Origin of the sequence: Mesorhizobium sp. B2-3-5 (assembly GCF_006442395.1) — a bacterium.
GTDB lineage: Bacteria > Pseudomonadota > Alphaproteobacteria > Rhizobiales > Rhizobiaceae > Mesorhizobium.
Genome location: NZ_VFVX01000065.1, coordinates 1 through 12512, shown reverse-complemented (window position 1 = coordinate 12512; position 12512 = coordinate 1). Strand labels below are relative to the sequence as shown.

General features: G+C 55.4%; 10 protein-coding genes and 1 pseudogene. 7 read left to right on the top strand and 4 right to left on the bottom strand.

Translation table 11 applies throughout. From position 1 onward, the window contains the following. Nucleotides 1–284: 284 nt before the first annotated feature. The 6 genes from FJ958_RS30975 to FJ958_RS30950 all read left to right on the top strand — a co-directional run bounded on the left by FJ958_RS30975 (nt 285) and on the right by FJ958_RS30950 (nt 8857). Nucleotides 285–1595: an integrase arm-type DNA-binding domain-containing protein gene (locus FJ958_RS30975; protein WP_140749804.1), complete on the top strand. Its 1311-nt coding sequence runs from the start codon at nt 285–287 to the stop codon at nt 1593–1595. Between the two features lie 302 nt (nt 1596–1897). Next, a complete protein-coding gene (locus tag FJ958_RS30970) occupies nt 1898–4318 on the top strand; it encodes a fibronectin type III domain-containing protein (protein ID WP_140749801.1) in 2421 nt (806 codons plus the stop codon). 470 nt (nt 4319–4788) lie between these two features. Next, on the top strand, nt 4789–5172 hold the full coding sequence (locus FJ958_RS30965; protein ID WP_140749798.1) for a hypothetical protein: 384 nt from the start codon (nt 4789–4791) through the stop codon (nt 5170–5172). 37 nt (nt 5173–5209) lie between these two features. After that, complete coding sequence (locus FJ958_RS30960) at nt 5210–6415, top strand: hypothetical protein (protein WP_140749795.1); 1206 nt, start codon at nt 5210–5212, stop codon at nt 6413–6415. A 78-nt stretch (nt 6416–6493) separates the two neighbouring features. Next, nucleotides 6494–8206 carry a phospholipase D-like domain-containing protein gene (locus tag FJ958_RS30955; RefSeq protein ID WP_140749792.1) on the top strand — a complete coding sequence of 571 codons (1713 nt, stop codon included), beginning with the start codon at nt 6494–6496 and terminating at the stop codon, nt 8204–8206. Nucleotides 8207–8419: 213 nt separating this feature from the next. Then, complete coding sequence (locus FJ958_RS30950) at nt 8420–8857, top strand: hypothetical protein (RefSeq protein WP_140749789.1); 438 nt, start codon at nt 8420–8422, stop codon at nt 8855–8857. Nucleotides 8858–9167: 310 nt separating this feature from the next. Here FJ958_RS30950 and FJ958_RS30945 read toward each other — a convergent pair whose 3' ends face one another. The 3 genes from FJ958_RS30945 to FJ958_RS30935 all read right to left on the bottom strand — a co-directional run bounded on the left by FJ958_RS30945 (nt 9168) and on the right by FJ958_RS30935 (nt 11416). Continuing rightward, nucleotides 9168–9518, bottom strand: a complete 351-nt coding sequence (locus tag FJ958_RS30945; protein ID WP_140749786.1) for a hypothetical protein — start codon at nt 9516–9518, stop codon at nt 9168–9170. Between the two features lie 16 nt (nt 9519–9534). Continuing rightward, on the bottom strand, nt 9535–10005 hold the full coding sequence (locus FJ958_RS31765; RefSeq protein WP_181176585.1) for a hypothetical protein: 471 nt from the start codon (nt 10003–10005) through the stop codon (nt 9535–9537). A 478-nt stretch (nt 10006–10483) separates the two neighbouring features. Then, entirely contained in the window at nt 10484–11416 is a 933-nt protein-coding gene (locus FJ958_RS30935) for a transglutaminase-like domain-containing protein (RefSeq protein WP_246679857.1), read from the bottom strand. Nucleotides 11417–11730: 314 nt separating this feature from the next. Between FJ958_RS30935 and FJ958_RS30930 the strand changes: the two are divergent. Continuing rightward, nucleotides 11731–12075, top strand: a pseudogene (locus tag FJ958_RS30930) (MlrC C-terminal domain-containing protein); the annotation flags it as partial. On the opposite strand, the gene FJ958_RS30925 reads toward FJ958_RS30930, so the two are convergent. Beyond that, nucleotides 12059–12512 (bottom strand): HEPN domain-containing protein (locus FJ958_RS30925; RefSeq protein WP_140749780.1); only part of this gene is annotated, 454 nt, incomplete at its 5' end. The pseudogene FJ958_RS30930 and the gene FJ958_RS30925 sit on opposite strands and share 17 nt — an antisense overlap.

The window sequence follows — 12512 nt, the reverse complement described above, 5'->3', positions numbered from 1 at the left end:
TCAACACCTCCGGCCAAAAGCCAAAAGTGTTACCCATGTGTCCGGTACAAATCGTCACCTATGTCTCGGGTCGCTCATTCTCTCGACATTCCCTCTCGCCGAAAGCCTCTACGCTTTTGTGTCTGCAAATCGATGAAATCGCTCATCTTTTTGTAGGGAACGGCGTGGCTAAGCGCGTTTCACTGAGATCTGGGCGTACTTGGTCCAACGGGCCGCCGGGATGGTATTTCCGTTGGTATTGGGCATCCTGTTGGTATCAAAAAAGCCAAAGTGAGGTCCCATCAATGGCCCTATCCGACGTCAAATGCCGAAATGCCAGACCCGCCTCCAAGCTCGTTAAACTATCTGACGGGGGTGGGCTCCAGCTTTGGGTACAGCCCACCGGGTCTCGGCTATGGCGCCTTGCCTATCGATTTGAAGGCAAGCAGAAGCTTCTGGCGCTAGGCAGCTATCCCCTCATTTCCCTGGCCGAGGCACGCCAAGCCCGCGATGACGCTAAACGTCTACTCCTGTCTGGCATCGATCCCGCACAGGAACGCAGCTTGCGAAAGGCCGGTTCGGCGAAGGACACCTTTCGCTCAATTGCGGGCGAATATATTGACAAGCTGAGGAAGGAAGGACGAACGGACCGGACGATCAGCAAGGTCAAATGGCTGCTCGACTTTGCCTATCCGTCAATCGGCGACAGGTGCATTCAGGGGATCGATCCGGCCTCAATCCTTATAGCCCTTCGTCGTGTAGAGGTTCGCGGTCGATACGAGTCGGCCAGGCGACTGCGCTCTACCATCGGCAGCGTGTTTCGTTACGCGATCGCGACCGCACGCGCCGAGACAGATCCGACAATTGCCCTGAGAGGCGCACTCATCAGTCCGACGGTCACGCCGCGTGCCGCGATTACAGATCCGAAGGCCCTGGGCGGCTTGCTGAGGGCGATCGATGCATTTGACGGACAGCCTACAACCCGAGCCGCACTGAAGCTGATGGCGCTGCTGTTTCCACGCCCCGGCGAGCTGCGCGCCGCCGAATGGGAAGAGTTCGATTTCGAAAGCCCTGTGTGGGCCATTCCTGAAGCACGCATGAAAATGCGGCGGCCGCACCGCGTACCCCTTTCAAGGCAGGCTGTCAGCGTGCTGACCTTACTCAGAGAAATCTCTGGTGGGGGGTCGCTGCTGTTTCCTAGTGTTCGATCGGGTTTGCGTCCTATTTCCGACAACACGCTCAACGCCGCCCTGCGGCGGATGGGCTACGGCAAGGACGAAGCTACCGCGCACGGTTTTCGAGCAACGGCGTCAACTCTCTTAAACGAATGTGGAAAGTGGCATCCGGATGCCATAGAGCGGCAGCTGGCCCACATTGAGAACAACGACGTTCGTCGCGCCTACGCCCGGGCAGAGCACTGGGATGAGCGCGTCAAGATGATGCAATGGTGGGCCGACTATCTGGATGACCTCGAGAGCAAAAACGCGCGAGTGATCTCACTCAAGGGACGCGGCAAGTTCGCCGTCCATTCGCCATCGCGAGGGTCCACTTTGAACCCAACATCGACGGTTCACCAAACGCCGAGGGGAACCTCCAACCGCCGAAGATCATACTGAGGCTCAAAAAATGCCGAAGCTATACGACTAAATGGCAGGTCAAGAGAGAGAGCTTCTACTACTGAAAATCAATATCTTAGCGGGCGGTTCGCCAATCCATATCCTCGTGGGCAAGACTCAGAAGCTCTCGCGTCTTGTTCCGGATCGTTCCGCCACCGATCTTGGAACTGACAAAACCGCCACCTCGATTTTGCGCTTGGCGCTCAAAATGACAGCAGTTCCAACTGGAACCTCGTTTTCGAATACGCTAATATTTATTGGCTCAATGTAATCGGCGCAATGCACAACTATGGAGGCGGGGCATGAATGGGGGACAACCGACGCCAGAGAGCGTCATTGCGGCAGCGAAAACATCAAAAAAGATATCCCGATATGCGCAAGGTGCATTGCTACTCTTTGCAATAGCTTCTGTAATTGCTGGATGGTCAGGAAACAAGCTTTCGACGATAATTCTTACCGTAGTCGTTGTTTTTGGGTTTATGATCGCGCTCCTTGGATTTCAGAGGCTCGCTACGGCAAAGGACGGATATTATTCGAAGCTAGCAATCGCCTTAACTAGCGTTGTTCTCGTCTTGATCGTCGCGCTTTTTGGGACCGTTCTAATCTACTTAGGCACAGGCTATCCTCCATGGCTGGATCGATTCTTTGGTTACGAAACGGCTCCGGCGCCGTCAGCATCGATAGACGCAGGGTCCGTTTCAAGCACTCGAATTGTGCTTGACCTGAAACCCTATCTCAATCCGCAGGCCAAGATCGAGGTCAGCGTCTTTGAAAACGGCGGCGAGCAGGTCGTCCGTGAGCCGGAAGGGATAAGTGCTCAAATCACTCGATACGTATTGGAAGGGCTGAAGCCAGCGAGCCAATACAGGATTCGCCTTGTGGCGATTGCGCGTTACAGGCAGTCATTGCCGACCGACCTTACGCGCGCAACGAATGCAGACCGGATGCCTTTTGCTGTCCTTGATCACCCAGGAGCCGTTGCGCATTACTCCGGGCCGCTTACCGAAAAACTCATCCCCGAATCGGAAAATGGGACGGTCTCGTTCGACGATAGTGGGGGAGCGTGGGCATACGAGGGTCCGGTTCATAACGGCCTGCTGGACGGCACAGGCAGAATGTCTTTTGTCCCTAACGAGGCGGAACCAGCGTGCAACGATGCCGCGCTGGCTATCCTCCAAGTATGCAATTCCACATGTTCGGACGTCAAATTCGGAGGCGGTCAATTCAAGAGTGCGACCTGCGAGCTTGTTCTCGGCAATGCAGTCTGGCGTCAGAAGGACCAGCAGTTCGGTATCGATACTGCCGGAGCGTATTCAGGAGGGATTTCACCAGGAGCGCTGGATTCGCAAATCCGGTTAGGTCCCTATCGGATCGCATTTGAAGGCAGCGGCGTGTTGGCGTCCGGAAAGACCACGATTGACGGGAACTGGCACAACGGAGCTCTCGAAGGGAACGGCCGCATGTCGTTGAACACCGGGGAAATGCGCATCGGCGGCTTTGAACAAGGCAACCTGAAGAACGGCCAGGTATTCGGTCAACCTTTTTCCCTTGCCGAGCCAAACGGCTCCGTACCTTCGGACACGCTTTCCTATGACGTAGCCCAGTTTGGACCAAACGGAACTGCCGTGCGTCTAGCTAGCGACGGTTTTGCATTCGGAACGATCCGCAACTCTGATCCACGCGGACCCTTCATCCCAGGATACGAAGGTAAGATTACAGATAGCGGCTTCACGCTGAAGCGTTTTGACGAGGCACATCCTGCGGGAAGAGAGACCCACCCGACAACGGACCCGAAAAATAGAGATTGTTATTATCACGAGACTTTCGGCTTGGACGTGAGCGCGACTGATTGGTCTTCCAAGGGGTGGCAGCTGAATACCATTAATCACCTACCCGATTCCACTGACTCGCCTGGCGACCCGCCAGACAACGAGGTTACACTCGATATATCTCCTGCCGACATTCATGTCCGAAGTTTCAGGTCTCGCGGGGCGGCAGCTGACGTCCGATTCTGGTTAGGAAGCAACTTCCAGACAGAGCAAGCGCTCGATATTGGCGGCTCCGCCATCACCACGAATACAATAAATTCTGCCAAGCAAGCACAAGGTGCCCTTACATTCGCGAGGCTCTGTTCAGCGAAAAAGGTTACAAATCTTACCAATGGTATTTCAGCAGACGTCACCGAACTCTGCCCGATTATTGCCATTTTGTTTGCACGAACTTATTACTGCGACCCGTCGCCAGATCAATCGCTTCCAAGTGCCTGGCGGCCGGAAGAGAAGGTCGGAAACTGGCTGGTGACGCTAATGAAAGCTGGAAGCAATCGAGAGAATCTGACTGTCACCAGCGCAGATGCGGAGCTGACTACCAGTTCGAAGGAATACGAATACACTATTCGATATTCTTGCGCGAACGACGGCACAAACATATTTGGCCTTGGCTTGTGGGGACCAGATCTTACGGGGGACAAGCCACATACCACGCGAGACTTCACTTTTTCGGCCAATGGGCATGAATCAACATTCACCTTGGCGAGTCCGCGAAACGGGGTCTACGAAATAGCGCCGGCAGACCGACAGCCTATCGCAGATTTGCTCCGCTCGGCTCAACTCGTCACAGTTTCATTCACCTCGTTCCTGGGGACGACCGTGGCATTCGATTTTTCTCCGGATGGCGCCGAGAAAGCCCTCGGCACTGTTTTGCCAAATTGTTCGAACCATTGAGCATTGCGCTGCCAACGATGCGAGACGGGGCGACGCCCCTCAAGCGGGGCGGTTCGGCCCCTATGGAGAAGGTCGACTAAAAGTCTATCGAGAAGCAGTTGATAAGCGGTCCGACGCTTGCTCCGCTTTGGCCGCTAGCGCAGCGTCGTGGACCTCTCCCAGAGATAGTCAGCGGCCTGAACCGGGCTCAAGCGTTTCATATCCGTCGTTCTCTCAAATTCGGAGTGGCCCATGGACAAGGTTGCCAATAAAAACGGGTTCGCCGCTCGACGGTCGAGCAATATTTTGTATCACTTGCGTGAGACGCAGCCACGTGGGCTAGGATTTTCTCTCCGCCCGTATGTCAGAGAGGACCCCTTTGGTAAATCTGGTCAGTATGGCCCCTGCTCACAACTATGTTTCTTGACAATTTAAAATATTTTTAGTTGGATTCACCAACTACTCAATGAAGGCAGATGGGGGACTTAGTGATGCCAGCTGCGCGCGGCAGAGCCAAGGTGCGCTCTGACTCAGCCAAAATTTCCAAACAACTGACGAATCCGTCGGCGAAGCGATTGTCTCTGTCTTTGGACAATCTGGCTTCCGCGCTGCGGGAGCATACGATTGCCACTACTGCCTCAGGCCTTACCCGCGAACAGAAGATTACGGAACTTGTAAAGATATTTGACATCGAGGCAAAAGTTAAATCCATAACGCCATTGTCAGACTACATAAGCGGTGGCCCCGGCGCCGTAGCAGCATGGTTTCCAATGATAAACGCCTGGGATACATTCAAACGGCGTGGCCTGAAGGTAGACGTTGCTCTCGGCAACGCCGCTGCCAACTTTGGCAAACTCGCCGATGCGATAAAATAGCATAGACAATCGGAGATGCCGGCAGGGGGACATGGGCATGTGGAGGACTGCAAATTCGGGTCTATGTAGTCTCGCGATAATCTTAGCCGCAACATCCGTCCCACGAGCGGCCACCACCGCCAACATCAGTCAAACCGACGATGTAAGGGCAGAGAATATCAAGCTCAAGACGGAAAACGCTCGCCTTAAGGCACTGGTTTCGAAACTCCAGGACCAGCAGAAGTCGTCTTCGCCAGACAAACCGGCCTCGTCCGCGAAATCGAGCGATGCTGGAGCGGGCGAGACGTCGAAGACATCCACGCCGCAGACGAAGTTCTATCTGCGCAAGGACCGTTTCGAGGCTCCCCAGATCCTTTTTTCAGGCACGATGCCGGATGCGAAAGGCGCCAGTTTCTCGTGGACCAACGACTACCTGGCAAAGACCAAGAGTCTGACCGTCCAAGCCTATCTGACCGGCGCGCCGCCCGCGCTGCAATTTGCCACGGACGGCTCGGCGGACCAGTCACCAATTTATCTCGCCAGCTATGCATTCGCCCCATACATCTATCTCAACGGGAAGCTCGCCTATCCCTTCAAGAGTTCCGAAAGAAGCGCCGCTCAATTCGGCATAAATGGCGAGTTCCAGTTCCTGACCGGCGGGTCGACCGTCCCGTTGTTCACAGAGGCGACGCTCAGCCTGTCACCCTATTTCCAAACGGATTTCCGTGGCAGAGGCCGTCTATACGGAGCGGATGGCCTTTTGGAGTTCTATAGCCCGACCCTGCACCTTGGCTCGGCGGTCAATGACGGCCGACCGCACGTCTTCGGGTTCAGCTACTGGCGACTGATCGCCGAAGCCAATCCGCTGCATGTCGAGGACGCCGGCCAAAGCAATTTTGTCTCGGGCAAGGACTATACGTACGTTGGCGCAACGATCCAGGCGCGAACGGTGCTGTTTGCCAACATGACGTCGGTCCCGCAAGCCCTGTGCGGACGCATCAGTCTGCTTGGCTCCTATCAGTATTTTTGGGACCTGAGCAACCAGACCGAGATCCACAATCTTCATGCGGAAGCGGACTACGATCTATCCGGAAAATCAACGCCGGCAAGGCTCTGCGACAGTCTGGCCTCTGGCAGTGAGATTCCAAGCAGCGGCGGTCAGTCGTTGGGCGCCAGCCTGGCCCTCACCTACGACGACGGGACCGACAAGGCCACGCTGGAGAAATCGAGAAAATTCGGCGCCAACCTTACCATCCAGTACTGACTTGCACAGGCCGCCGCCAGGTCGGGCGGCAGAGACGTCATCGCATTTCTCGCCTCGATAGATTCAAGGACATGCACAATGGCTGGACAGTTTCAGGTCACTGGAAAGAACCCGAGCGCGCTCTTTACGCTCAAGGTCCATCGTGGCGAAGGCATGGCTTTGCTCGCGATGGACTGGAAGGACGCTCAGCCGCCGCTCAACTTCGTGGGCTTCGCGATCGAATATCGCGAGCCGAACGGAAGCCAATTTTATCCGTTGAAGAACCGCCTTACCTTCGATGGCAACGCTGGAACGACGTCCAGCGCCAAGCGCCCGCCCACCTATTCGACACGGATCGCGCCGATCCAGAAGTTCAGATGGGTGCACTTTCCGCGCAACGCGCAACTTACCGGGCCGTTTGAGTACCAGGTCACGCCGGTTTTCATGGGCAGCGACGACGCGCTAAGTTACGGCGCGGCACAGAATGCCGAGATCGAATTGGGCGACGAGACCTATCCTGGAGTTCTCAATGTCGCTTTCACGCGTGGCTTTATCTCGTCGCAGGCGTTCGTCGACAATTTCGTCGATGTCGATGCGTTGTTGCCCGCCCACAGCAAGGACGGCCTGGACTTCAAGCCAACCGATCCGGACGCTGAGAAGGCATATGCGTGGATGGGCTTTGAGGCGCGGCGCGTGCTGATGAAGGCCTTAGACGACGCCATTGCCGATGCGGATGCCGATGTGGGCATTGTCGCCTATGACTTCGACCTACCCGAAATCATCGACCGCTTAAAGAAGCTCAAAGGGCGAGTGCGGGTCATAATCGACAACTCTGACGGTCACACCGGTGACAAGCATGCAGAGGATCGAGCTGCGCAACTGCTGACGGACGCCGGCATTCCGGTCGTGCGCCAATCCATGGGGTCGCTCCAGCACAATAAGACGCTCTATGTGAACGCGCCCAAGGTCAAGCGCGTCATCTGCGGTTCAACCAACATGAGTTGGCGCGGATTGTATGTTCAGTCGAACAATGCGGTTGCGATCGAGGGACAGGGCGCGGTCGATATCGTGAAGGCGGCGTTTGAAACCTACTGGAGCCATGCCGCCGACTTCAAGAAGAGCCCTTCGAGTAACTGGGTGCCCTTCAATCTGCCCGGGATCGACGCGAGTATTTCGTTTTCGCCGCACTCAGCTGCCACCTCTCGCCTTAAGGGAATTGCCGACGACGTCCGCACAGCGCAATCGTCCGTCCTCTACTCGCTTGCCTTCCTTTGGCAAACACCTGGCCAAATCCGTGACGCGCTACAGGATCGAACGAACAACAATGATGTTTTCGTGGCGGGTATCTCGGAGAAGGCGACCGCCATCATGATCGCGTCAGGCACCACCAACGAAAAGCCGGTGCGGGTCGAGCCGTTAGACGATGACGCCCCCGAACCGTTTCGAAGCGAGCCGACCGGCCTGGTGGACAATAACGCCGGAACCAGAATGCACCACAAGTTCATCGTGCTGGATTTCGACAAGGCCGCAGCGCGCGTCTATCTCGGCTCCTATAACATGTCCGTGGCTGCGGACAAAGACAACGGCGAGAACTTGATACTCATTCGCGACCGCCGAATCGCTACGAGCTACATGGTCGAGGCCATGCGTATCGTCGATCATTATGAATTCCGGGCCGCGCTGAAGGACTCGCGCGACCGGCAAAAGGTGCTGAGACTTCAGCGGCCGCCCAAGGACGGCGAGGAGCCTTGGTGGCGAAAGGACTGGACGCAGCCCCACAGGATAGCCGACCGACTGCTTTTCAGTCGGTAGACGGCCGCATTCATGCGGGAGCGCTCTGCGTTTCAGACACCTGTACAGTGCCGGCCAATGCCGGATGACCGCCGGAGGAACTGGACATTGACAACGCACCTACTCGACATGGGATGACGCCCGATGAATACCGGGCGAAATGGGAGTTGGCGAAGCGCCAAACCAGAGAAGGGCCTCCTCGGCCTGATTGAGGCAGGAAGCATCCAGGCCAACATGGCCAACAAGCTGCTGATGCATGTCCGAAAGGTCATCACCTTCCACATCGAAAACACGGATGCGGAATTCTCCAATCTGTTCGACCGAATCCGGGTCAACGAGGTGAAGGGTAAACGCCCCTCCTTTACAGTCGCCTTCATCAAGACGAAACGGCTCACGGACGATCACTTTGCATCCCTCAACGAGGAAGCTCGCGGTGCCCTGTTCGCGATGATCGACACGGGATGCGGCCCAAAGGAGATCTGCGGACTGGCTCCCGAGGACATCCAGATCGAAGCCGACATCCCCCAGATCATCGTTCGCGAGAACGAAAACAGGAAGCCCAAGACGGACCATCGTGGCCGAACCATTCCCTTGGTCGGCGAGCTTCAGAACCCCCACATTCATGCTTCGATTCTGGCTCATCCAACATCGGCTGACCTATTCGACGGTTAGCCAAAGACGGCAGGCTGTCACTCACCGACGACCAGCGGATTTCCAAAGCCGACGTTCTTCCGTTCCGGGATCAAGGTCAGTCGGCCAGCCCAATGATGACCTATGCGGACAGCCATTCAGCATGGCCTTCCTCGATGTCGAAGGCAGCAGGCATCATCGAGCTGCATCGACACGGACCGGATCGATTGATCTTCATGGCAGTCGGCCGACGTGGACGCAGGGCGTACATCGACCTCGACGGGAGCGGACGCATGCTGTGCTATTCGGGTATCGTCCGATTGAGCAATGCCCTTCGCAGCCGATTGAATATTCAAATATCAATCATTATACCAGTGGTTATCGACTCTGAGAATGTGCATTCCTTCGCAACAACCGCAAATTGGAAATCACTTCCGCTGAGCATAAACTCGTATCTGTACAAATCATCCAAACGATTGTTAATTTCTTGAGTAACCATTATCGTATCGTACGGAAGTTTTTTCTGAGATGAAAGATTACCGTTAATTACCATAGATATACAGAACGGGAATCTTATCTCGCCGACAAGCTCAGAGCCATCAGATTTGTAGAGAAACTGTACTTTGGCATTCGATCCTATATAAGACGCCGCGAAATCTCCGAATCCGCTTGTATCGAACGGGAGGCGTAAAAATTCCTGCATGACACTTTCCTAATTTTTACCAGAGGCCCGTGGCCCGTCCAATCGCTCCGAGAAGCCCTCCACCAGTTGATTTTGTCCCCGTCGAGGCATTCCCTCCCGACTGGCTCGAGCTACTGGACGGGTTTGAAACCTTTTCGCCTGGCGATATATTGTTCCTTTCAAGCTGAGCAGCCAACCGATCCATAGCATCCTTATCTATCTTCGTTATGTCATTTATGGACCATTTAGACCGTGGTACGCCAGCCCTCTCTAGGGCTGTCGCAGTTCTCGTGTTAACAATATAACCCTTTCCATTTATTTTTCCCACGTCAACAGTAAGCTTACTAGGGTCAACTTTACCACTTTTGATGGCGGATGAAAGGTCGTCAATGGTTCTGATCGTACTCTTAGACAAAGCCGAGTACTTATCCCTGCCTATGGCGCTGAAGGTTTCACTGTATGTCTTTTGTGCAAAGCTTAAACTAGCTCTTTCAGCATTCGTAACCATGGACACAGCCAAACTACGGGCTGGGCCAGCCATGGTGGCACCAAGGGCCATGTTGGCCATAGCCATAGTTTCGCTTGTTTGTGACACATCGTCTGGCGTTTCTGGAGTATTTGCCTCCGTCGTACCGCTAAAGTAGGAGATTGCTGCCCCTATAGCGATTCCTATACAAATAGGACAAAGTCCATTCTGATCACTCTTGTTGATTGGATCATTTTGAGCATATGCGTATCTGTTAGTGCCAACGCTCGGGACGGTCGGGTCCGTTGGATCAGGCGAAATGAATCGAACTGGCTGAATTTCGGAGTACGCGCCCTGGGACCGTAACAGATGAAGACTGTATGCCGATGCCGCATAGGCCCCGGACGTGCCAGAAACTATTATCGACGCGGCCAGAACCATCGCCAACATGTGTCTAGCGATCTTTGCGGCACTAAATCTCATCGTCAAATCCCCCGCCCTCTCGAATCGTTCTTGGTATCTAATTCAGCTTTGGCTCGCGCCAACCGAGCGCTTCGGCCTTGGCGAAAGCTTCCTGATTGGCCCGGTAGAGATCGTTGGCGTAGGTGATCCGGTCAGCCGGAATATCACTCTGTTTTGGGTATTTCTTGATGATACTGGCATCGAGCAGCCGGTAGTAGGCCGTGCCCTTCTTGACCAACGTGTAGACATTGGCGGGATAGGCTTCGACCAGCACATCGGCGACGGCTATTGCATCTTCATAGCGGCCGACGGTGATCAGCTTGTCGAGGACTGACGTTGCGATGATCGACATGGCTTCCCGGCGCGACAGCGTCTTGAGATAGACGCCGTTGGAAATCGCCTCGTCGGTCATTGGCAGCTTCTGCCGATACCACTCATCCCGTGTAAGACCAGCACCGCTGGTCGTTTCCAGGTTCCATGTCTTGCCGGTCGCGTCGTCGGTGAATTTCACAAACACATGCAGCGGGGCCGTCGAGAGCGTCAATTTCAATCCAAGCCGCTCGCCCAACGCGAGAGACAGCGTTGGCATGGAGACATAATTGCCCTTCCGAGTCGCCAGATAGTGAGAAAGCGACTGTGCGCCCGACTGCTGTCCGTAAGGGTCGGAAAGATCGTATTGGAAAGGTCGGTCATTGTTCCACCAGCCACCCTCGTACAGAAACGTGCGCAGGGCCTTCAGCTTTTCCATGCTGGTTGATGCGGCATCCGGCGGGAGGGTGCCGAGCATCTTGTTGATCGTCGCCACCATGCCGTCGATTTGAGCAAGCATCGCCACTTCATCAACCGATGGATCGATGAACTTATCGACCGCCAGCTTGGCACGGGCAGAATCAGTTTCACTTTCAAACAGGATGCGAACGAAAGCCTCAGGATTTGCGTCCGGCAATTGATCGGCTGCGGCCGGTCGGCCGACATTCAGGCCGAGCAGCAACGCAAAGGTGAATCCATATATTAGCCGTGTAATCATGCGTGTCGGCTCCTGACCGCAAGTGTAGGATTCATACTCATATTTGCCCAACCGGAGATAGAGGCAACAGCTTCTCTCATTGCAGCAATCTGTGGACAATGTCTGTGTACAGAGGCCACGGCCTACGGTAGGATAGAACTTGGTGTTGGAAAAACCCGGCACTAACCTGGCGGTTTCCTGCCAAGTTGCGCATCGCCCCGAGATAACGGCTTGACCTTAGGCTCTGACTGCAACCTGCTGCATAGACAGTCAGATGAAAGGCAGAGGTCTGCGACGGTCGCTTTGTGATAAGGGGCCCGTTCGGTGCCGGTGAAGAAACATCGCTTGGCCGCACCGCTGTCCTGCTTGTCGAAGACCGGCTGAGCATCATGCTGACGAGCAAGCCCGGCTTCACGCACGATCCGGCGGCTTTCGCGAGCCAGGGCATCGACATCGCGAGGCAGGATTTCGTCGTCGCGAAATCCGGATATCACTTCAAACTGAATTTCGCCGGCATCGGCACGCCGCTCGGTGTCGCCACGCCCGGGATCGGCTACTACACCCCCGGACTGCTGCGCTGGAAGAGAGCCCGATCCTGGCCGGAACACGACGTTCCTGAACCTGAGATCAGCAGATTTCATTGACAAGCCTGTGGAGATCGGCGGTGCGCTCGCCAAGCCAGACAAGGGCTTCCTCGCTGATTTCATAATGCTTTGAGTACCGTGCTTTGACATAGGCCTCGTTTAGCGTGTTGAACCAGGCACGGTAGCGCTGCTGGTCGCGTGGCCAGGCTTCGGCAAGCCGCCGGTCTTGCTCCTCTGCCAAGGCACGCAGGAACGACAGCTTGTGCGAGGGCGGGCTGTAATTTGTCAGCACCAACAGAAGTGCTGCGTAGGTATTCTCGATCGCCTGATGCAGCTGGAAGGATGCGTTTTTCAGGCGGCCTTTCTCCAATGCAAACTCAAAGGCATCAAAGAAATCGCGTGCGCCAGGTATGCGGTCATCGTAAGCGATGTTCTCAGGCCACGGCCCTGAGTTCAGAGGCGGGGATGTAAGCCCAGGGCAGGAGATCGTCGATCTG

What these genes read in the sequence shown, in the direction of transcription:
- FJ958_RS30975 (WP_140749804.1), top strand. Translation starts at nt 285, where the DNA reads ATGGCCCTATCCGACGTCAAATGCCGAAATGCCAGACCCGCCTCCAAG.
- FJ958_RS30970 (WP_140749801.1), top strand. Translation starts at nt 1,898, where the DNA reads ATGAATGGGGGACAACCGACGCCAGAGAGCGTCATTGCGGCAGCGAAA.
- FJ958_RS30965 (WP_140749798.1), top strand. Translation starts at nt 4,789, where the DNA reads ATGCCAGCTGCGCGCGGCAGAGCCAAGGTGCGCTCTGACTCAGCCAAA.
- FJ958_RS30960 (WP_140749795.1), top strand. Translation starts at nt 5,210, where the DNA reads ATGTGGAGGACTGCAAATTCGGGTCTATGTAGTCTCGCGATAATCTTA.
- FJ958_RS30955 (WP_140749792.1), top strand. Translation starts at nt 6,494, where the DNA reads ATGGCTGGACAGTTTCAGGTCACTGGAAAGAACCCGAGCGCGCTCTTT.
- FJ958_RS30950 (WP_140749789.1), top strand. Translation starts at nt 8,420, where the DNA reads ATGGCCAACAAGCTGCTGATGCATGTCCGAAAGGTCATCACCTTCCAC.
- FJ958_RS30945 (WP_140749786.1), bottom strand. Translation starts at nt 9,518, where the DNA reads ATGCAGGAATTTTTACGCCTCCCGTTCGATACAAGCGGATTCGGAGAT.
- FJ958_RS31765 (WP_181176585.1), bottom strand. Translation starts at nt 10,005, where the DNA reads ATGGTTACGAATGCTGAAAGAGCTAGTTTAAGCTTTGCACAAAAGACA.